Annotated in this window: 19 protein-coding genes and 2 pseudogenes; 14 read left to right on the top strand and 7 right to left on the bottom strand. The window is 42.1% G+C overall.

Features of this window, described 5'->3' with window-relative positions:
* Positions 1–73 precede the first annotated feature (73 nt).
* Together DP117_RS12655 and DP117_RS12650 are read right to left on the bottom strand one after the other, a co-directional pair.
* Entirely contained in the window at positions 74–619 is a 546-nt protein-coding gene (locus tag DP117_RS12655) for a DUF5818 domain-containing protein (protein WP_169218658.1), read from the bottom strand.
* Between the two features lie 201 nt (positions 620–820).
* The gene (locus DP117_RS12650; RefSeq protein WP_169218657.1) at positions 821–1,258 is read right to left on the bottom strand and encodes a peroxiredoxin; all 438 of its coding nucleotides are present in this window, start codon (positions 1,256–1,258) and stop codon (positions 821–823) included.
* A gap of 338 nt (positions 1,259–1,596) precedes the next feature.
* Between DP117_RS12650 and DP117_RS12645 the strand changes: the two are divergent.
* The 8 genes and pseudogenes from DP117_RS12645 to DP117_RS12610 all read left to right on the top strand — a co-directional run.
* Positions 1,597–2,178 (top strand): annotated as a pseudogene (locus DP117_RS12645) (FtsX-like permease family protein); the annotation flags it as partial.
* 74 nt (positions 2,179–2,252) lie between these two features.
* A complete protein-coding gene (locus tag DP117_RS12640; protein ID WP_169218655.1) occupies positions 2,253–2,657 on the top strand; it encodes an Npun_F0494 family protein in 405 nt (134 codons plus the stop codon).
* Positions 2,658–2,753: 96 nt separating this feature from the next.
* A complete protein-coding gene (locus tag DP117_RS12635) occupies positions 2,754–3,440 on the top strand; it encodes an IS607 family transposase (RefSeq protein ID WP_169218654.1) in 687 nt (228 codons plus the stop codon).
* Complete coding sequence (locus tag DP117_RS12630; protein WP_339381219.1) at positions 3,325–4,503, top strand: transposase; 1,179 nt, start codon at positions 3,325–3,327, stop codon at positions 4,501–4,503. Before DP117_RS12635 ends, DP117_RS12630 begins: the two co-directional genes overlap by 116 nt.
* 209 nt (positions 4,504–4,712) lie before the next feature.
* The gene (cobQ, locus tag DP117_RS12625; protein ID WP_169218653.1) at positions 4,713–6,191 is read left to right on the top strand and encodes a cobyric acid synthase CobQ; all 1,479 of its coding nucleotides are present in this window, start codon (positions 4,713–4,715) and stop codon (positions 6,189–6,191) included.
* 10 nt (positions 6,192–6,201) lie between these two features.
* The gene (locus DP117_RS12620) at positions 6,202–6,441 is read left to right on the top strand and encodes a 2Fe-2S iron-sulfur cluster-binding protein (RefSeq protein ID WP_169218652.1); all 240 of its coding nucleotides are present in this window, start codon (positions 6,202–6,204) and stop codon (positions 6,439–6,441) included.
* A gap of 217 nt (positions 6,442–6,658) precedes the next feature.
* The gene (locus tag DP117_RS12615; protein WP_169218651.1) at positions 6,659–7,099 is read left to right on the top strand and encodes a SufE family protein; all 441 of its coding nucleotides are present in this window, start codon (positions 6,659–6,661) and stop codon (positions 7,097–7,099) included.
* A 253-nt stretch (positions 7,100–7,352) separates the two neighbouring features.
* Positions 7,353–8,267 (top strand): alpha/beta hydrolase, encoded by a 915-nt coding sequence (locus tag DP117_RS12610; RefSeq protein ID WP_169218650.1) that lies wholly within the window; start codon positions 7,353–7,355, stop codon positions 8,265–8,267.
* Positions 8,268–8,855: 588 nt separating this feature from the next.
* On the opposite strand, the gene DP117_RS12605 is transcribed toward DP117_RS12610, so the two are convergent.
* The 3 genes from DP117_RS12605 to DP117_RS12595 all read right to left on the bottom strand — a co-directional run bounded on the left by DP117_RS12605 (position 8,856) and on the right by DP117_RS12595 (position 10,897).
* Positions 8,856–9,578, bottom strand: coding sequence for a pyridoxamine 5'-phosphate oxidase family protein (locus tag DP117_RS12605; RefSeq protein ID WP_169218649.1), 723 nt, complete (start codon positions 9,576–9,578; stop codon positions 8,856–8,858).
* Positions 9,579–9,926: 348 nt separating this feature from the next.
* A complete protein-coding gene (locus tag DP117_RS12600) occupies positions 9,927–10,418 on the bottom strand; it encodes a GNAT family N-acetyltransferase (RefSeq protein WP_169218648.1) in 492 nt (163 codons plus the stop codon).
* Positions 10,419–10,420: 2 nt separating this feature from the next.
* Positions 10,421–10,897, bottom strand: a complete 477-nt coding sequence (locus DP117_RS12595) for a GNAT family N-acetyltransferase (RefSeq protein WP_169218647.1) — start codon at positions 10,895–10,897, stop codon at positions 10,421–10,423.
* A 108-nt stretch (positions 10,898–11,005) separates the two neighbouring features.
* On the opposite strand from DP117_RS12595, the pseudogene DP117_RS12590 reads away from it, so the two are divergent.
* From DP117_RS12590 to DP117_RS12565, 6 genes and pseudogenes are all read left to right on the top strand, one after another.
* Positions 11,006–12,514, top strand: a pseudogene (locus tag DP117_RS12590) (PLP-dependent aminotransferase family protein).
* 91 nt (positions 12,515–12,605) lie between these two features.
* Positions 12,606–13,475 (top strand): oxidoreductase, encoded by an 870-nt coding sequence (locus DP117_RS12585; protein WP_169218646.1) that lies wholly within the window; start codon positions 12,606–12,608, stop codon positions 13,473–13,475.
* A 59-nt stretch (positions 13,476–13,534) separates the two neighbouring features.
* Positions 13,535–14,431: an NmrA family NAD(P)-binding protein gene (locus DP117_RS12580; protein ID WP_169218645.1), complete on the top strand. Its 897-nt coding sequence runs from the start codon at positions 13,535–13,537 to the stop codon at positions 14,429–14,431.
* A gap of 34 nt (positions 14,432–14,465) precedes the next feature.
* Positions 14,466–15,200 carry an SDR family oxidoreductase gene (locus DP117_RS12575; RefSeq protein ID WP_169218644.1) on the top strand — a complete coding sequence of 245 codons (735 nt, stop codon included), beginning with the start codon at positions 14,466–14,468 and terminating at the stop codon, positions 15,198–15,200.
* A 57-nt stretch (positions 15,201–15,257) separates the two neighbouring features.
* Positions 15,258–16,277, top strand: a complete 1,020-nt coding sequence (locus DP117_RS12570; RefSeq protein ID WP_169218643.1) for a catalase family protein — start codon at positions 15,258–15,260, stop codon at positions 16,275–16,277.
* A gap of 44 nt (positions 16,278–16,321) precedes the next feature.
* Complete coding sequence (locus DP117_RS12565) at positions 16,322–17,182, top strand: oxidoreductase (protein ID WP_169218642.1); 861 nt, start codon at positions 16,322–16,324, stop codon at positions 17,180–17,182.
* 117 nt (positions 17,183–17,299) lie between these two features.
* Here the strand turns inward: DP117_RS12565 and DP117_RS12560 are convergent, their stop codons facing one another.
* Positions 17,300–18,901: a 2-isopropylmalate synthase gene (locus tag DP117_RS12560; RefSeq protein WP_169218641.1), complete on the bottom strand. Its 1,602-nt coding sequence runs from the start codon at positions 18,899–18,901 to the stop codon at positions 17,300–17,302.
* Positions 18,902–18,984: 83 nt separating this feature from the next.
* Positions 18,985–19,515 carry an NYN domain-containing protein gene (locus DP117_RS12555; RefSeq protein WP_169218640.1) on the bottom strand — a complete coding sequence of 177 codons (531 nt, stop codon included), beginning with the start codon at positions 19,513–19,515 and terminating at the stop codon, positions 18,985–18,987.
* Positions 19,516–20,324 lie beyond the last annotated feature (809 nt).

The following is a 20,324-nucleotide window of genomic DNA, read 5'->3' as shown; positions in this document are numbered from 1 at the left end:
GGCGCAGAGTTTGAAAAGAGCGCCTTTGCGTTTTTTTTAACTTAAGAGCTTTTACATTTTGACTCTAGAGTCATCATACCTTCGGTGCGCTCTTACCTATCCAACTGACAGCGATGGTAATTCCTTGCTGACAGAAAGAAACTTCCGCAATCGTTCCAGACACGTAAACTTCATCACCCACTTGAAATCCCTTAAGATCACCAACGAGGGTATAAAGCTCATTCGCAGCAGTTCGTAAAGCTTGACACTCGACTCCCTCATCAGTCAGAACTCCCTTGACGCAAATGGTCTTGCTTCTATTGTCCAACAAAGCCACCTTGCTATTGGTAGAAGCATAGATTCTGACACCTCTTAAGTTGTCTGGTATACTTTGTAGGAGGTAATTAGCCTCTATCGATGTGATGACTTGTGCAACAATGTTTTCTGGTGGTTCAGCTATGAAATCGAAGTCGTAGATGCCATCAACAGGTGGTTGAATATAAATGTATGGAATCAGCTCAGCATTTTTCCAGCCTGGGGTGGTAACGGTTCCTTTTGCTGTAATATTCAACTTGGGTGGAAAGCTTTCTGCGATGGATAGCTGGACATCTTGCACTTCTAAGACTTTGTTTTGGACCATTGTTAGTTGTACTCCTTGTTGTAAGTTGAGTTTTGTTGAGCAAAAGGTAAAGCTTGCTTCACCTTCTACACTCCTAATAGGTGCAATTGAAATCAACTTACGCAGAGTCAAACAAACGAAGCCTGCTAAAGCAGGCTTCGTTTGTTTAGTTCCAGGCTGAAGGCTGTGAGGTTAACCGTAACCGTTTGCACTACAGACTTGTTATAACCCCAATACTGCTAAAACATCGCCAGCGTGGGTAGATGTATTAACACTGGAGTCAACGTGAGTGATTTTGCCGTTACCGTCAATGACGTAAGTAACGCGCTTAGCATATCCACCACCATCAACATCGTATGCTTTGATTAAAGTTTGATCAGTATCAGCCAGTAGTGGAAAATTGAGATTATATTTTTGAGTGAATGCTTGGTGGGAGGCTTCATCATCTGCGCTGACTCCCAGCACTACCACATCTTTATTTTTGTAGTCGTCACTAGCATCCCGAAAGCTACAGGCTTGTTTGGTACAGCCTGGAGTATCGTCTTTGGGGTAGAAATACAAAACCACTGTCTTACCTTTGAAATCAGACAACGAAACAGTGTTGCCGTTGGTGTCTTTGACGGTAAATGCAGGTGCATCGCTACCAACTGCTAAGGGCATAGTTTTCGTATCTCCACTATACAAGGTTAGCTTCAGGGCAAATTGTTTTTTATAACATGATTCTTTTTTCCCTGATGGTGGCTATTGTATCAAACTTTATATATTTTTTTGAAGTTATATCTACTGTAGAGATTCGATGACATTTGTAAAAAATTTGATTGTGATTAGCGATCGCCTGTATGTGCCCAGAAGGTTTCCTTCAGAAAATCTTCTCCCCAAATCGGAGATTTGGGGCACTCTACGGAACAGACTGGGGCGACTGTCTTCACCTACACCCCTACACCCCTATACCCCTATACCCGCCCCGTTGGCGCAGCCACCCTTTCAGGGCTAGGGGCTTGGTCAGTGACTCAACTTTCCTCAGAATATTTCTAAACAACCGGACTTCAGAAATGATAGATGTGGGTGCAATTACCCTCAAACTCGGTATCGAACTGCAAAATGTTTTAGAAAATATCCGAGCCAACTTAGATAATGATGTTCTCATCTTTACCAAACAAGAATTTGTAAATTTTGAGAAAAAATATTGGGCGACTAGAACCCCAATTGGGTTTATATTTAACCTCATGCTCACAATGGGTTTTGTTGTTGGTGTGGTTATTGTCTATCAAATTCTTTATAGTAATATATCTACTCAAATGACTGCCTATGCTACTTTGAAAGCTATAGGCTATGAAAATAATTATTTATTATATGTCGTATTTCAACAAGCTTTTATATTAGCAGTTATCGGTTATATACCAGGATTTGCTATTTCTTTAGGGATATATGATGATGCTATGAAAACTACTAAATTACCAATCATCATGAGCTTAAATAATATATTAATTATCTTGATATCAACAATTTTCATGTGTATGACTTCTGGGTTGCTGGCTATGAATAAACTCCGCTCTGCAGATCCGGCAGATATTTTCTAGCGTATTGGTCAAGTCATCGTATTAGAATAAACTTATTGAGAACTAAAGATAAATAAAGTCGTCAAACTTACACAATGCCTAATGTTGATTCCCAAAACCAGAAAACTTTTACCTATCCTCGCAACACCATAAAACGAGCCGAACGAGCCATAGTATGTTCTCCCTTCAATCCTTGCTTGTTTGAAACAATGCGCTCTCGTCGAGTGGCATTAAGTGAAATGACTGCTAACCTCGGTGTGAAAAATGGCTACACAAAACATCATATCTCAGAGTTAGCAGCAGATAATGCACTCGTGTGGCTGATCCAAGTGGGTGTTCTGCGGCGCGAAGTCGATGGTCAGGGAATTACAGACAGTTTCCGCCTCACTCCTCTTGGTCGTCAGATAGTAGAACAATTTCAAAAAAAATCTTGGCGGACTCCTACATGGAGTGATAACCTATACAATGCTGCTACTCGCTGGTTTAGGCTACCCTTTTAAAATCAAGGGTATAGAAAAGTTAAGAGTGGCAAACTAAAAGGTAGTTAACTAGTTCTTTATTTGCTACCATTTATTAGTAAAAGCTAGTAAATGTTCATGGCATACATACCACTCAGAAAGGCGGTCGAGTTTCTGGGTTTGAGTCCGAACACTTTGAGGAAGTACGCTGATGAAGGGAAAATCAAGAGCATCAAAAACGCGGCGGGGCAAAGACTCTACGACGTTGAATCGTATGTGCGAGGCGACTCAATTAGATCTGCACGCCACTCTCCTCAACGGGGGGAACCCTCCGCAGTCGCCACAACGGGGGGAACCCCCGCAAGGCGCTGCTCTGGGCACGGAGATGGCTCCACTATTTGTTACTGCCGAGTCTCATCCTCAAAACAGCGAGACGACCTCAATCGACAAGTTGTCTACATGCAATCTCTCTACCCAGAAGCAGAAATCATCAAAGACATCGGGTCGGGACTCAACTTTAAGCGCAAAGGATTGCGTACCATACTGGAACGGCTTTTGCGAGGAGATAAGTTCACGCTTATTGTTGCCTGTCGCGACAGATTGTGCAGGTTTGGGTTTGAACTTATACAATACATGGTCGAACAAAACGGTGGACAAATCGTGGTTCTCGACAAAACTGTATACTGCCCAAACTCAGAACTTACCCAAGATTTACTCTCCATCCTTCACGTCTTTTCATGCAGGATGCACGGACTCCGTAAATATAGTCAAAAAATCAAAGAAGATTTATCTAAAACTGAGTCCAGCACAGAAAACGATTCTTAAAAAATGGTTTGGTGTTTCCAGGTTTGTTTACAACGAAACTATTCGTTACTTGCAACAACCAAACACGAAAGCCAATTGGAAAGAAATCAAAACCGGTATTTTGCATTCTTTGCCTGATTGGTGTAGCGAAGTACCTTATCAAATCAAATCAATTGCGGTTAAAGATGCTTGCACCGCAGTCAAGAATGCAAAGAGAAAGTATAAAGATGGTGGCGGTATTAGTAGATGTAGATTTCGCTCCAGGAAAGACCCGGTTCAATCTTGTTACATCCCTAAATCTGCTGTAAAAGATGCGGGGATATATCACACCATTTTAGGTAAAGTCGTCTACAAAGAGGACTTGCCAACGAGCTTCGGGGATTGCAGATTGGTATTAGCTTACGGCGATTACTATTTGTCCGTCCCCGTGGAAAGTCCACGACGCGAAACCGAGAACCAAGGGCGCGTCGTGGCTTTAGACCCTGGAATTAGAACATTTTTAACCTTCTTTAGTGAGGATTCATTTGGCTGGTTGGGTGAAGCTGCTAATTTAAAAATCCAAAAGCTCTGCTTTAAATTGGATAAATTAATTGGCAAGATATCCAAAGCTAAATGTTCCCGGAAGAAAAGATTAAAAATGGCTGCAACTCGTCTGCGTGGAAAAATAAAATCCCTCGTAGATGAATTGCACAAAAAAGTAGCGAAGTTTTTGATTGATAGCTTTGACGTGATTCTACTTCCTACTTTTGAAACATCCAACATGTCTAGGAAAGCAAAAAGAAGAATACGTTCCAAGTCTGTTCGCCAAATGCTGACATTAAGTCATTATCAGTTCAAGTTATTCATTAAACATAAAGCGTTTGAGAATAACAAGATAGTGCTTGATGTATCGGAAGCATATACGTCCAAAACAGTGAGTTGGACAGGTGAAGTAATCAAGAATTTAGGCGGGTCTGAAACAATTAAATCTCCATCCACCTTGTTGAAGATGGACAGAGATTTAAATGGTGCGCGGGGAATATTTCTCCGTGCATTGGTTGATACGCCTTGGTTAAGAGAGAATCTTAACTTTTGTATTTGTTAGTATTTGTTAGCAAAAAAGTATCGGAACAATCAATACGAAAGTTTCAACTCAGTTTATGAAGTCCTAATCATAGTGATGTGATTTAATGGGTGAAATCTTGATTTTTTAGTCCTAGTCAGGAGTTCATGGTCCGAAAACTCATGACTCATTTCGCCATTTGAATGAACAGACCCAAGCTGGAAAAACAAATATTTGATTATGAAAGCCTTATGAAAGCAATTATGATAGTGGGAACAACATCCCACGCAGGGAAATCACTATTAACCGCAGCTATTTGTCGTATCTTGTCGCGACGTGGCTGGCGAGTGGCTCCCTTCAAAGGTCAAAATATGGCTTTAAATGCTTATGTGACTGCTAATGGTGGAGAAATTGGCTACGCCCAAGCAGTACAAGCTTGGGCTGCGGGAGTTGTTCCTTGGGTAGAAATGAACCCGATTTTACTCAAACCACAAGGAGATATGACCTCTCAAGTCATTATCAAGGGAAAACCTGTGGGTAAAGTCGGCGCAGCAGAGTACTATGAACAATATTTTGAACTAGGGTGGCGGGCGATTGAAGAATCTCTACAGCATTTGAGTACAGAATTTGATATGCTGGTTTGCGAAGGTGCTGGTAGTCCTGCTGAGATTAACATTAAGCACCGAGATTTAACTAACATGCGGGTGGCAAAATACTTAAATGCATCAACTCTATTGGTTGTTGATATTGACAGAGGTGGTGCTTTTGCCCATGTCATAGGAACTCTGGAGTTACTGGAGCCAGATGAACGTGCTTTGATTCGCGGTATAGTGATTAACAAATTCCGTGGACAGCGATCGCTCTTAGAATCAGGAATAAGATGGTTGGAAGAACGCACTGGTATTCCAGTTATTGGTGTTATCCCTTACTTGGAACAGATATTCCCTGCAGAAGATTCCCTTGACCTTTTGGAACGTGGAACACAAAAATTACAAACTGAACTCAACATCAGTGTCATCCGTTTACCCAGAATTTCCAACTTTACCGACTTTGACCCACTAGAATCAGAACCGACAATTTCGGTAAAATACATAAGCCCTAAGCAAGAATTGGGACATCCTGACGCACTGATTATTCCTGGTACAAAAACGACAATTCCTGATTTGATAATGCTGCAAAAAAGCGGTATGGCAGAAGCAATTCAACACTACGCAGCAGCAGGTGGTACAGTATTGGGGATTTGTGGTGGCTATCAAATATTAGGTCAGATGATAGCCGATCCAGAGGGGATTGAAGGACAAGCTGGTAGATATCAAGGACTAGGGTTGTTACCCATAAAAACCGTGATCACAGGACAGAAAATCGCTCGTCAGCGCCAAGTGACCTCACATTATCCACAAACAGGCTTACCCGTCATCGGATTTGAAATCCACCAAGGGCGATCGCGTATAGAAATTCCTCCAACAGAGACCGAAAACTACCATACTCTGTTTGATGATGCTAATTTAGGTTTAGTGGATCGTTGCTTATCAGTTTGGGGTAGTTATCTCCACGGTATTTTCGACAACGGTCCTTGGAGACGCGCTTGGTTAAATCGCCTACGTCAACAGCGGGGTTTAAAATCTTTACCTACAGGCGTTGCCAATTACCGCGAACAAAGAGAGCATATTTTAGACTCTGTTGCCACTGAAGTTGAACATCATTTAGACTTAACATCCTTTTTGTCTTGAGGTCGTTTTCATGACTGTTCACGTCCGCTTCTTACCAGATGATGTTACAGTTGATGCCAAAGTGGGAGAACCACTGCTGGACGTGGCAGATCGAGCTGGGGTGTTTATTCCCACCGGTTGTCTTATGGGGTCGTGTCACGCTTGCAGTGTGGAAGTTGAGGATGGAAACACCATCCGCGCTTGCATTACAGCAGTACCACCAGGATGTCAGGAATTGACTATTAACTTGTTTGGCGATCCAACTTGGTAATACTGATTGTTGGTTAGTAATGGTTAAGCACTACCATCTATAGCAATCCTACTAAATGATTCGTCAGATAAAGAAACCTGGTATCTGGAAGATACCGGGTTTCTAAAACTCAGTATTTTCTGACTAATGATTCCGGATTGCTATATCTTCAAATGCAAGACTTCTGCGCAAAGAGGTACACTCAAGATGATGTGGATTCATAGTTCCTACCTCTGTTATGACCTCTACCATTGATTCCTTGCCACCAAATTTAGCTAAAATCGTTCAACGCTTTCAACGGTCTTCTGACCCAAAGAGACGTTACGAACAGCTGATCTGGTACGGTCAGCGACTCAAGGAGTTTCCAGAAGCTGACAAATTACCAGAAAACAAAGTTTCTGGCTGTGTTTCTCAAGTTTATATCACAGCAACTTTGGAAGACGGTAAAGTCATCTTCCAAGGTGACTCAGATTCTCAATTAACTAAAGGATTAGTAGGGCTTTTAGTCGAAGGGTTAAATGGACTAACCCCCAGTGAAATAGTGCAATTGACCCCAGATTTTATTCAAGAGACTGGTTTAAATGTCAGCCTCACACCTTCGCGAGCTAATGGGTTTTACAATATTTTTAAAACAATGCAAAAGAAAGCTTTGGAATTTCAGTTAATTGCTAATGACTAACATAAAATAGCAGAATCATCTGTCAGAATCTTTCCTCCAGGCATAAGGCGACGCGAACAAAAGTAAAAAAGTGTTACCATACTAGGCTTTGAGACTGAAGTTTTGCATTTCACTCGTCCGCAAATCGCGCTTAGTTAATAGTCAGTAGTCGATAGTCGAGAGGAAAAAACGATGAATTTTCAGACTATGGACTCTAGACTGTTGACTAATAAGAGAACTGAAATAGCCAAATCTAATAAGAAAATATATTACTATGTCAACCAACTTATTATCTGCATCTTCCAAGAGTGAGATTGGTGGAGTGATTCAAGAATATTTCTGGAAGTACGAAAACCAGCAATTACGTATTGTCTATGAAACTCTTGGAAAAGGTCCACAACTTTTGCTACTTCCAGCTTTTAGTACCGTTTCCATGCGTTCAGAAATGGGTGAAATAGGTAAGTTGCTTTCTCCTCATTTTCAAGTTGTAGCAGTCGATTGGCCTGGTTTTGGGCAATCTTCACGCTTACCAGTAAACTACGGTCCAGCTTTGTATCAGCAATTTCTGAAAGATTTTGTCACATCTGTATTAAAAACACCAGTAGCAGTGGTTGCGGCTGGTCATAGTGCAGCTTACGTTCTACAACTGGCGAATCAACTTCCAACAGTATTTTCACGTATAGTCTTGGTAGCTCCTACCTGGCGTGGTCCTCTGCGTGTCATGGGGGTAAATCCGCAAATCAGAGGCATGTTTCGAGAGTTAGTGCGATCGCCTTTTATTGGTCAAATTCTTTACAAACTAAATACTTTACCTTCTTTTCTCAAGCTTATGTATCGTCGCCATGTCTATGCTGATGCGGCTATACTCACCCCCGACTTCATCGAGTATAAATGGCGCAATACTCAACAAAGTGGGGCAAGATATGCTCCCGCTGCGTTTGTCACTGGTACCCTTGATGCTGTAGATAACCAAGCTGATTTTCTAGCACTTGTTCAAGGTTTATCTGTACCATTGAAAGTCGTGATTGGAGAGTCCAGTCCTTCCAAATCCCGTGCAGAAATGGATGCTTTGACAGCTTTAAGCAAAGTACAAAAAGTCGTTCTTCCTGGTTCATTGGGAATGCATGAGGAATATCCAACAGCTATTGTCGAGGCGGTTCAGGACTTTTTGTTGTCTAGTACTGTCTGAAAGACTGATTTTGAGGGCTTCCCGCAGGGAAATATTCTTATGCGATTGCGCAAAGCGCAGACGCTAAAAGCGTATCGCCATCCATAATGTATTAGAGCGCAACCTATTCCCCATCGCCGACTTTGACTCATGCCTGTTCGGCTGTTACGAAACAGCGTACCAAGCACTGAATGCCGGAGTTGAGGAAGCAGCATCTGACTTTGGCGAAAACATAAAATAATTAGGGAAATTCTTCACAGAAGAAATCTGATCATCGTAAGCGCTGGTTTATCCAGAACGCCTGTTATTCTCTCGCTTGATAAGACGCCAGATTATCGATACCCAGATGTCTGTTGTCCGATTGGACATGAACGACTGGTGACAAATTAATACGCGCGTTGCGTTCAAAGAGATAATTTCATAAACGAACCACGTTAGCGCAGCGTGTCCGTTCGCTCTTAGCGTGCCGCAGGCATAGGACATAGACGCGCTCTTCGTAGCGTGCGCCCTTGGCGCTAAGAGCGCTAAGGAAGAAAAAAGAAGATTACCTGTATGAATGCAACTTGGTATAAGCAAAACAAGCCTTATTTTCGCCTACAGTATTGACTGCTACTCAGACTCCACAGGAAGACGTGTATAATTTTGTATATAATGTGGTTGAGTAATTCCTGTATGCAGGCGTGGATCGGCGATAGCGAAGCGCTGCTGCGAAGCGCAGATCGCATCACCAGCAATCACTTGCAAAGGCAAAACACCCGCCCACACTGGCAAGCTATAATCTTCCTCATCATCTAGTGGTGGACCTGTCCGCACTTTAGCAGATGCTTCTGTAATCGGAAGGGAAAGTACTAAAGTTCCCTGTAATTCCTGACGATTGGGTGGACGTACCTCAGCCCATCGTTCTGGTACAATATGCTCAGTAAAAGCTCGCAGTGCTTCTAGCTTTTCGTCAGCGTCTTGCACGAAGCTAGCTGTACCAAATATCACAACAGAACGGTAGTTCATAGAGTGGTGAAACGCTGACCGCGCCAGTACTAAACCATCTAGTAAAGTGACTGTTACACAAACTTCGATACCAGTAAGCAGAGAACGTAACATTCGGCTTGCAGGAGAACCGTGAATATAGAGTTTGTCTTCCACACGACCGTAAGCAGTTGGAATCACGAACGGTTGGTTGTCTACAACAAATCCCACATGACAAATCAACCCTTCATCTAAAATCTCATAGATAAGCTGACGCTCATAATGACCGCGCTGAGAAACTCGCTTAATTGAGGTGCGTTGTGTGGGAGTGAACTGTTCCTGGTTGATTTGATTATTTAAGGTACTCATAGTTTTGTACTCCAATTGCGATTCTTTTATGGGATGGACATCTTGCCTGTGCGCCTCGATTCTTGCTACAAAGAAGTATTACTACCTTCGGTGCTTTTAATTACATCTACTCTCTGTTTCCTCCTCTGCGTACTCTGCAACGGACACATTGCTCAACGGGAGCCAGCGCTGCAGGAGGAGCCAGTACTTGATGAGGGGAGCCAGTGCGTTGCGGGGGTTCCCCCCGTTGTAGCACCTGGCGTTCTCCCTCCGTAGGTATCTGGCGTTGGTTTCCCGACAGAGACGTCTGGCGTTGGAGAACCCCCGCACACAAGTGTCCTCGCCTCTGCGGTTTTTTAAAACGCTAATTTACGGTATAAAAGCAGTATCAATTAAGTCCAATTGCATAGCATTACCACTGAAAAAACCAAGACTTTCATAAACTGGTTTACCCATTGCAGAGGCGTCAAGACGTACTCGCGTACAACCAATTTCTTTCAAATAGTTAACCGTCGTGCTAATTAATTGCTTGGCAATGCCTTGCCTGCGGTAAGATGGTTCGACATAAACGCCCCAAATGTAACCAGTTTTGCGAAATTGTTTCTTGAGAATATTTGGGTAAAGACCTTTGACTGTATAGAGTTGACAACTTGCAGAACCAACAATTGCACCATCAACCTCTGCCACAAATGCTTTGTAAAATAAATTCTGACGAGCCTGCTCTATAAACTGAAGGATAATATCAACCCAATCAGAGTTAATAGCATCATCAGGAACACCAATATCTTTCGACATATGATAAAAGTGCTTTGCAATAAGTGAGTCTTCCTGTTGAGTCGCTTCTCTAATAGCAATTTTCATCTTCACAAATCCAACTGCATGCCATTACCACTGAAAAAACCAAGACTTTCATAGACTGGTTTACCTAATGGAGAGGCATTGAGACGTATTTGTGTACAACCCACTGCTTTCAAATGGTTAACCGTCATGCTAGTGAGTTGCTTGGCAATTCCTTGTCTACGATAAGCTGGCTCAACGTAAACGCCCCAAATATATCCATATTTACGGTAATGTGGCATGAGAACATTAGGGTATAAACCTGCGTAGAGTTGACAACTTGCACAACCAACAACTGCACCATCAACTTCTGCCACAAAGGCTTTGTAAAACAAATCCCGACGCGCCTGTTCTATATACTGGAGAGTTATCTCAAGCCAGTTAGGATTGATAGCATTATCAGGAACACCCATATCTTGCCACATATGGCAAAAGTGCTTTGCAATCAGTGAGTCTTCTTGTGAAGTAGCTTCTCTGATAGTGATTTGTTGTTCTATCAGCATTTTTGGGGACTTTGAATTTCAACAACATTAGCGTAATTCTTCAAAGTGGTCTTCTACAAGAGCCACTTTTATGATTTGATATAAGTCCACTTTGAAAGCTCAGCAAGTATGGATTTTGCGATAACGCTGGATAGCAATTCGCCTTCACCACTTCATCAACAGCTTTACGAAGAACTCCGCTACTGCATTCTTGGCGGAAGATTATCGCCAGGAAGACGCATTCCTTCCACACGTCAGCTTGCCAAATCTTTAGGGATTTCTCGCACGACTGTGACTCAAACTTATGATCAACTTTTGAGTGAGGGCTACATAGAAACTGTTGTCGGTTCTGGTACTTTTGTTTGCACTCAACTTCCTGATGATTTACTACGTTCAACACCTATTCCATCAACTGGGAAAATAGCTCGTCCACCAATCAAGTTGTCTCAGTATGGTGATTCTTTAATTAAGACAGAAGATGTCCCTAGAATTGCTGAACCGGAAATGCCAATTAACTTCCGCTACGGACGACCAGCGTTAGACGAGTTTCCTCTCAACCTGTGGCGTAAGCTACTTTCTCATTACTGTTGCTCTGATTTGCAATGGCTTGATTACTCAAGGGATATTCTAGGATACAAACCTTTGCGGGAAGCTATTTCTCGATATCTCTCTCGTTCCCGCGCTGTTAAATGTGAAGCAGACCAAGTGCTAATTGTCAATGGTATGCAGCAAGCACTTGATTTAATTGTGCGCTTGTTCATTGAACCTAATAATGTTATCGGTTTAGAAGACCCAGGTTACTTAAGCGCACGGCTTATCTTTCAGACTCAGGGTGCTAAACTCTTACCTATTGCTGTGGATGAGTCTGGTTTAGTTGTGAAAGACTTAGCTCACTATTCCAATGAACAAATCCGGCTTGTTTATGTGACACCTTCTCACCAGTTCCCCACAGGTGCAATACTTTCTCTACCTCGACGGTTAGAATTACTCACTTGGGCACGACAAACAGGAGCTTTCATCATCGAAGACGACTATGATAGTGAATATCGCTATGGTGACAGACCTATTCCAGCTTTGCAAGGATTGGATCGCAGTGATTCTGTACTTTATATTGGTACGTTTTCCAAAGTGCTGTTTCCTTCGCTGCGGATTGGTTATTTGGTTCTGCCAAAAAGTTTGGTTTCTGTTTTTGCTCGTGGTAAATGGTTGAGCGATGTCTGACGACAAGCCGCTTCGCGTCTACGCCACTTACCAATACTAGAACAACAAGTTCTTACAGACTTTCTCAACCAAGGGCATTTAGAACGTCATATTAGAAAAATGCGATCGCTTTACGATCGGCGTCGTCAAGCCCTTGTGAAGGCATTAAATGTTCATTTTGGGGAAAAAGCAACGATTTTAGGCGAAAAAGCCGGAATCCATGTCATGGTGCGACTACACACCCCTTTTAGCGATGAAGAGATTATAAGGCGTGCTGCTTTGCATGGTATCTGCATGATGTCTGCTGCACCTCATGATCTCAGACCGCATTCTCAAGGTGAGTTTATCTTTGGTTACGGTGAACTAACAGAGCAACAGCTTGAAGAGAGCATTTGTAGAATAGCTCAAATTTTGAACACCAAAGAAACTCAAATGTGAACAAGAATGGAATAGATTTCGCAAGAATGTGCAAGATTACAGTTGCTGAGATTCCGTAGAATACTTACGCTTTTAAAAATAGAGAATTTTTATGGCAAGTTCTTCTCATCGGGTATGGTTTATTACTGGTAGCTCAACTGGTTTTGGTCGGACGTTAGCAGAAGCAGTACTGGACAAGGGTGAGACAGTGGTACTCACCGCACGTAAACCGGAGCAGGTAGAAGATTTAACAGCCAAGTTTCCAAATCGTGCCTTAGCGGTGCGGTTGGATGTGACGAAACCTGAGGAGGTGAGGGAGGCGGTGAAGCAGGCGATCGCCACCTTTGGACGCATTGATGTTTTAGTCAACAATGCCGGATACGGAACGATGGGCGCAATTGAAGAACTGAGTGATGAAGTCGTTCGCCGCCAATTTGAAACTAACGTTTTCGGCGCACTGGATGTCACACGGGCAGTATTACCTCATCTGCGACAGCAACGCAGTGGACACATCCTCAATTTCTCCTCAGTAGGTGGCTTTGTGTCCTTTCCTGGAGCAGGAATTTATTGTAGTACTAAATTTGCACTCGAAGGAATTTCCGAGGCATTAGCTCAGGAAGTTGCACACCTTGGCATCAAAGTTACAATTGTTGAGCCAGGAGCATTTCGTACAGATTTTAACGGTCGTTCTCTTGTCCTATCTGACACTCAAATTGCAGACTATGAACCAGTCATTAGTAGTTTCCGCCAGTGGCTACAGGATAATGATGGCAAGCAACCAGGCGACCCGAAAAAAGCTGCTCTGGCGATGATTCAAGCTGTTGAAAGCGATAACCCACCATTGAGATTGACACTTGGGGCAGATGCGGTTAGCGCGATTGATGCCAAGCTTGAGTCAGTGAAAGCCGAATTATATGCATGGAAAGAAGTTGCTGTTAATACTGCATTTGAGGGAGCTGAGGTAGGTGCAATAGGAGGATAAATGCTGAGGTGGGTACTGTCGTCCCACCTACAACACAAAAGAACTGAGGAAAACATTCCATGAGTCAATCTCAACCTGTTGCCTTGATTCTCGGTGCTACTGGCAGAACAGGTTCTCACTTAGTTAACTTGTTGGAAAAAGATAACGGTCCAGACAACCTTGAGATTCGGGTTGCAATTCGCAAACCTGAACAAGCTGAAACTTTCACAAAACGTGGTATTTCGACTGTACATCTTGATCTTGATGACCTCTCAACTTATGAAAGCGCACTGCAAGGTGTACAGCGCCTGTTTATGATTACTGGTTACACCGTGGATATGCTTAGCCAGGGCAAAAACCTGACTGATGCTGCTAAAAACGCGGGCGTTGAATATATCGTTCACGTTGGCACCTTCCACCAACCAAATCGTCCACAAACGAAACTCATTCGCCATTATATCTGGCATCAACTGATAGAAACGTACATCGAAGCAAGTGGTATCGCTTGGACTCACTTGCATCCCAACGCATTCATGCAAAACTTTTTTGGTGCAGTGCAAGATGGTAAACTTCGTATGTTCTTTGGTCATGAACGTGTAGGATTGGTGGATTGTTATGACCTTGCTCGTGTTGCTGCAGCCGCGCTACGTAACCCGCAAAAGCACGCGGGAGGGCGATATTTCTTGAGTGTGGAAGCGCTGACTATGACGGAAGCTGCACAAATTCTTTCAGAAGAACTCGGCAAACTCATCACCTACGAACCACTACCCGCCTCGGATTTGCGAAAGCTACCCCTCACTCAAGCAATGGAACCTGCTTATTTTGAGTGCATTGTTCGTCAGATGGAACTGTTTCAAGCGGGACAACTTCCTGACTTTGCCGATGTTTATGACAATATCCCGCAAATTATCGGAGAAAAACCAATAATGTTTCGTGAATTTGTGAGAAATAATCGAGATTTGTTTGAGGCTGCATAAGTTCAATATCTGAACAGAAAATGAGGAGAAAACTATGTCAGGAAATAACAAAAAAATTGCTCTAGTGACCGGTGCAAACAAAGGACTTGGTTTTGAAATCAGCCGCCAACTTGCAAAACAAGAAATTACTGTCCTAATAGGTGCCCGTGATGAATCTAAAGGTGCTGAAGCTGCAGAGAAATTACAAGCTGAAGGGCTTGATGTGCAATCCATCAAACTTGATGTAACAGATATCTCTTCTATCGCCACTGCTGCCAAAAAGATTGAGGAAAATTTTGGTAAACTCGACATTTTAGTCAACAATGCAGGCATTATACTTGATTCGGGTGTGAATCCGAGCGACCTTGATATCAATGTTTTAAAACAGACATTTGAGACAAATTTCTTCGGTGCTTTTGCAGTTCTACAAGCAACGCTACCTTTGATTCGCAAAAGCAATGCTGGTCGCGTTGTGAATATGTCGAGTACTCTTGGTTCCCTGACTGACACCCTTGACCCGAACTCACACTATTTTGGGTTTAAAGGGCTAGCTTATCAAGCAACTAAAGCAGCACTCAATGAAATCACAGTTCAGTTTTCTAAAGAATTGGCTGATACACCAATCAAGGTAAATTCTGCTTGCCCCGGTTGGGTGCAGACAGACATGGGTAGTGCAGATGCACCAGGAACAATAGAGGAAGGTGCTGACACTCCTGTATGGCTTGCTACGCTTCCAGAAGATGGTCCAACAGGTGGTTTCTTTAATTCGCGCAAACCAATTCCTTGGTAATTTTTTATGTAGGTGGGTAGTGCCCACCTTTTTTATTAAGTAAAAGAGGATAAAACTATGACCATTTCAAAATTATCTGCTTCTGAGCAAGAGACAATTACTGATGAAGTCTTAGCAGCTAATCTAAAAACTCAGCAAGAAAAGGGACCAGATTTACGCCAGGTACACCCGAAAAGTCACGGTTTAGTTTGGGGAGAATTTATAGTTGAGAATAACATTCCTGATGCACTAAAAGTTGGTGTATTTTCTGCACCTCAAACCTATCCCATCTGGGTTCGTTTTTCCAATGGTGGAGAAGCAGAAAAACGGGGTCAATTCAAACCAGATAAAGAACCTGATGTTCGCGGCTTGGCAATAAAATTGCTGAACGTTGAGGGCGAAAAAGTTCTTGAGGATGAAGAGAAAACCCAGGATTTTATTCTCATCAATCATCCAGTCTTTTTCCTACGAGATGTTAAAGGTTATGTTGACCTTGCCAAAGTAGCAAGTGGACAAGCTGACCCAGAATTAGCACAAGCCATGCAGCCTTCTTTTGCAATACTCCAGAAAATGACCAGTAAAAAAATCAGTAATCCGCTTTTTATCCAATATTGGAGTACAACACCTTACAAATTAGGCTCCCAAGCTATCAAACTCTCTGTCAAACCTCAACAAATAGAAGCGGTTCCCGACTCAGTACCCGACTCTGATAATTATCTACGTGAAGCAGTGGTCAAATCTCTGACTGATGAAGGTAAAGAAGCCATTTTTGATTTTCTCGTTCAGCTTTATGTAGATGAAGAAAAAACTTCAATTGAAGATCCAATGCAGGAGTGGAGAGAAGAAGATTCACCTTTTATCAAAGTGGCTACTATCAGGATTCCTAGCCAAAAGTTTGATTTTGAAGAGCGAAAGCGATTGGATGAAGGTCTATCTTTCAATCCTTGGCATACTTTACCTGAACACGAACCGATTGGTAGCGTAAATTTAGCTCGGAAGAAAATTTACCAAGAACTTGCTAAATATCGACGCGAACAAATCGAAAAGCGTTTAAGAGAACCTCAACCTTTCTCTTTTGTTCAGGATGAACCTCGTTAAATAAATCATCACAAATACAAAGAACACAGAGAAATAGATTTACAATGTCTAATAACAACAAAAAAGTTTGGTTGATTACAGGTAGTTCAACTGGGTTCGGACGTTCTCTAGCAGAAGCTGTACTTGCGCATGGTGATTCCCTTGTCGCCACAGCCCGAAAGCCAGAACAATTGAATGAACTTATCAACAAATACCCGGAAAGTGCTAAAGCCGTTCGCTTGGACGTTACTAACCAATTGGAAGTTAAAGCAGCCGTGGATGACACCCTGGAAGCTTTTGGACGCATTGATGTTCTTGTCAACAATGCTGGCTACGGTTTGATTGGTGCCCTTGAGGAAGTCAGTGATGAGCAAATCCGGCGTAACTTTGAGACTAACCTTTTTGGTGCAATTAATACGATACGGGCTGTCCTACCAATCATGCGACAGCAAAAATCAGGACATATTCTCAATATGTCTGCAATTGCGGGTTTTTCTAATGAACTCGGCTTTTCTATCTACGGTGGTGCGAAATTCGCTTTAGAAGGAGTTTCGGAAGCAGTATATGGTGAAGTCGCGCCTCTTGGTATAAAAGTAACAATTGTTGAGCCTGGTCCTTTCCGTACTGATTTTATCGGGCGTTCCCTTGACCGAGCCGAAACAAGTATAGATGACTACCAAAAAACCGTAGGCAAGTTTCTCCAGTTTCTTGACAAGATAGAGGGAAGCCAGCCTGGTGATCCAGACAAAGCTGCACAAGCCCTGATCCAAGTTGTGAATTCTAAAAATCCACCACTACGCTTGGTGCTTGGAAAGTACGCTTATAATAAGTTTCGCAAGAAAATTAAGTCTTTAACTGCTGAGTTAGATGTTTGGGAGCAAATCGCAGCAAATACTGATTTTGAGACCGCCAAAGCTAATTCATAATTGATAGTTATAGCAATACACAACTGTAGAGACTGTACTGTACGGTCTCTACATTAGTCATAGTCATTCGTAATTACTGATTCAAATAGTAATTACGAATTACTAATAACTAATTATTTACTTATTTACAGCAACTTGCTGTTGCTGTTGTTTATTTTGCAAAGATGCATACAGCCTATTCAGTGCATTTACGTAGGCTTGAGCGGATGCTACGATGATATCTGTGTTTGCTGCATGACCAGAAAACACTCTACCTTCATGCTTGAGACGGATAGTCACTTCACCAATGGCATCAATACCTGCTGTCACTGACTGTACAGAAAACTCAATTAACTGATTGGGTACGTTGACAACACGGTTGATGGCTTTGTAAACTGCATCCACTGGTCCTGTACCAATAGCTGCATCGATTAATTCTTCGCCTTCTGGAGTCCGGAGTGTAACCGTTGCAGTGGGACGAGCATTGCTACCGCAGGAAACTTGCACTAATTCTACACGGAATAAATCGGGGGCTTGTTGGATTTCATCAATAACAATTGCTTCTAAGTCCCAATCAGAAATTTCTTTCTTTTTATCCGCGACTTCTTTGAACTTAACGAACGCTTTATTTAATTCAGTTTCTGTTAGTTCATATCCCAATTCTCTCAAACGAGTACGAAAAGCATTTCTTCCTGAATGTTTGCCCAAGACAATTTGATTTTCTGTCAATCCAACGAGTTGGGCATCCATAATTTCATAGGTGAGCTTATTTTTTAGCACACCATCTTGATGAATTCCAGACTCATGAGCAAATGCGTTCGCACCCACAATTGCTTTATTTGGTTGAACAAGCATTCCTGTTAAGTTAGAAACAAGACGAGATGTTTTGTAAATTTGTCTTGTGTCAATTTGTGTTAAAGGTTCTTCTGAATCAATTGCACGTCCTAAAAAGGGGTTGAAATATTGCCGTCGGACATGCAAAGCCATCACTAATTCTTCTAATGCTGCATTTCCTGCACGTTCACCAATACCGTTGATAGTACATTCTAACTGTCTTGCACCATTTTTCACAGCTTCTAAGAAGTTAGCGACTGCCAAGCCTAAATCGTTATGTCCATGAACAGAAATAATCGCTTTATCAATGTTCGGAACGTTTTCTTTAATCCCTTTAATGAGCGCCCCAAATTCACCAGGTGTGGTATAGCCTACAGTATCAGGAATATTAACTGTGGTTGCTCCGGCTGCGATCGCTCGCTCTAAAACTTGATAAAGAAATTCTGGCTCAGAGCGTCCTGCATCTTCTGGAGAAAATTCTACATCATTCGTAAAACTTTTGGCATAACCCACCATTTCTTCAGCAATTGCCAAGACTTCTGATTTTGTCTTTTTCAGTTTGTACTTGAGGTGAATATCGCTTGTTGCAATAAAAGTATGAATTCTCCCTTTTGCAGCTGGCTTGATTGCTTGGGCTGCAGCTTGAATATCTTCTTGTCGCGCTCTTGCCAAACTACAAATAACAGGACCATCTTCTGTCCCCACAAGTTGGGCAATCTTAGTCACAGCCTCAAAATCTCCAGGACTGGCAAAGGCAAAGCCTGCTTCAATTATATCCACACCCAGACGCGCCAGTTGCTTCGCAATAGTCAGTTTTTCATCTATATTCAGTGTTGCTCCCGGACATTGCTCACCGTCTCGAAGTGTTGTGTCAAAGATGATGATTCTCTGTTGTGTCGTGTTCATTTGCGGCTTGGTTGTTGAGTTTTGACTTGTGACTAAAAATACCTTCTACCTGAGTTTTTTGCGATTCCTTTTGTAAATATTTGTTAAGGCATTTGAGAATCTACTTTCTCTATTTGATCTCGAATATCATTTAAATCTATATACCTATCAGTAGCATTACGTAGTTCCCTGGCTATCATTCCTTCTGTTGATACTACTGTTATATGAGTATTTTTTCCCCGTAACAGTTCTATTGCTCTTTCAAAATCTCCATCTCCGCTAAATAAAACAACTCGGTCGTACTGATCGACTGTATTAAACATATCTACAACAATTTCTATATCTAAATTAGCTTTTTGTGAGTAACGACCGGACGAATCATCATAATATTCTTTTAAAATTTTCGTCCTTACCGTATAACCTAAACTAATTAAAGCATCTCGAAATCCTCTCTGGTCCTGCAGGTCTTTTAAGCCAGTGTACCAAAAAGCATTGATCAATGTTGTATCTGATTGTTCGTGTCTGAAATATTCTAAAACTCTTCGTGGATCAAAAAACCAGCCATTTTTTTGTTGAGCATAGAACATATTGTTTCCGTCTACAAAAATAGACAGACGATTCATCGTAGAACCCATAAGTAAGTTACACCTAATAATATATAAAGAATTTAGATTTAACAATAGATGATAGCAGCAATTATAAAATATTAATTTTGCTAGTATCTTATAAATTATATATTGTCATATATAGCTTTTATCTCACCTGTGTTATCTGCCGAATATCCACTCAAGCATATGAGTAGCTCTCCTCGTGTTTACTAGTGTTAACTTCTTTGTTCAGGGACCGTAAAAATAAAATCCCTGCCGTGTTTTATGTGCTTCGCTTTGGTGAGGCATTGTCCACGCACTTGTCCCCTAGAAAATGAAGCAGCCGACTAGCCTAACGGCAGGCTAGCCTCAAAAGGGGCGCTGCACTAACGCTGAATGTTTTGTTGATTAGTGTTCCGTCGCACTTGGGACAAGAAAAAGGTCAAGCCAATGTGAGGGTTGATTCGTGAGGGCAGACAGATATTCGTAGTAATAAGGCTTGACCTTTTTCCCGAGAGTACACCCGTAAAGACGAGTACCCCTTCTAAGGGGGCTGCCAGATTTTTTACGTACATGACCCCGTGACGAAGGAGCTAGATTTGACGGTTGGGATTTTATTTCAAGACAAGTGCCTTAGCTAGTCTATTATCCCTGTGATCACAATTTACCAATCAAACAGGTCAAATAACACCATTTTTAAGTCCATATCAGTTCAGTTTACTTCTAAAGAGGTATGGAAGAGTTTAATATGGAGTTGCTCTCAAAGATGTTAAAAAGAGCAACAGTACCTCAGTGTGCCTCAAATCGAAAATTTGGGGAGACGGTTTCGCCAAAGTTACCCTCAAAGCAGCAAGAGC

This window comes from Brasilonema sp. UFV-L1, from assembly GCF_012912105.1.
GTDB lineage: Bacteria > Cyanobacteriota > Cyanobacteriia > Cyanobacteriales > Nostocaceae > Brasilonema.
This window is presented reverse-complemented; position numbering and strand designations above follow the sequence as displayed.

Coding starts and splice junctions, on each gene's coding strand:
- DP117_RS12615 (WP_169218651.1), top strand. CDS start 6,659: ATGACCTCTACCATTGATTCCTTGCCACCAAATTTAGCTAAAATCGTT.
- DP117_RS12635 (WP_169218654.1), top strand. CDS start 2,754: ATGGCATACATACCACTCAGAAAGGCGGTCGAGTTTCTGGGTTTGAGT.
- DP117_RS12620 (WP_169218652.1), top strand. CDS start 6,202: ATGACTGTTCACGTCCGCTTCTTACCAGATGATGTTACAGTTGATGCC.
- DP117_RS12565 (WP_169218642.1), top strand. CDS start 16,322: ATGTCTAATAACAACAAAAAAGTTTGGTTGATTACAGGTAGTTCAACT.
- DP117_RS12655 (WP_169218658.1), bottom strand. CDS start 619: ATGGTCCAAAACAAAGTCTTAGAAGTGCAAGATGTCCAGCTATCCATC.
- DP117_RS12600 (WP_169218648.1), bottom strand. CDS start 10,418: ATGAAAATTGCTATTAGAGAAGCGACTCAACAGGAAGACTCACTTATT.
- DP117_RS12650 (WP_169218657.1), bottom strand. CDS start 1,258: ATGCCCTTAGCAGTTGGTAGCGATGCACCTGCATTTACCGTCAAAGAC.
- DP117_RS12605 (WP_169218649.1), bottom strand. CDS start 9,578: ATGAGTACCTTAAATAATCAAATCAACCAGGAACAGTTCACTCCCACA.
- DP117_RS12560 (WP_169218641.1), bottom strand. CDS start 18,901: ATGAACACGACACAACAGAGAATCATCATCTTTGACACAACACTTCGA.
- DP117_RS12555 (WP_169218640.1), bottom strand. CDS start 19,515: ATGGGTTCTACGATGAATCGTCTGTCTATTTTTGTAGACGGAAACAAT.
- cobQ (WP_169218653.1), top strand. CDS start 4,713: ATGAAAGCAATTATGATAGTGGGAACAACATCCCACGCAGGGAAATCA.
- DP117_RS12570 (WP_169218643.1), top strand. CDS start 15,258: ATGACCATTTCAAAATTATCTGCTTCTGAGCAAGAGACAATTACTGAT.
- DP117_RS12640 (WP_169218655.1), top strand. CDS start 2,253: ATGCCTAATGTTGATTCCCAAAACCAGAAAACTTTTACCTATCCTCGC.
- DP117_RS12580 (WP_169218645.1), top strand. CDS start 13,535: ATGAGTCAATCTCAACCTGTTGCCTTGATTCTCGGTGCTACTGGCAGA.
- DP117_RS12595 (WP_169218647.1), bottom strand. CDS start 10,897: ATGCTGATAGAACAACAAATCACTATCAGAGAAGCTACTTCACAAGAA.
- DP117_RS12585 (WP_169218646.1), top strand. CDS start 12,606: ATGGCAAGTTCTTCTCATCGGGTATGGTTTATTACTGGTAGCTCAACT.
- DP117_RS12610 (WP_169218650.1), top strand. CDS start 7,353: ATGTCAACCAACTTATTATCTGCATCTTCCAAGAGTGAGATTGGTGGA.
- DP117_RS12575 (WP_169218644.1), top strand. CDS start 14,466: ATGTCAGGAAATAACAAAAAAATTGCTCTAGTGACCGGTGCAAACAAA.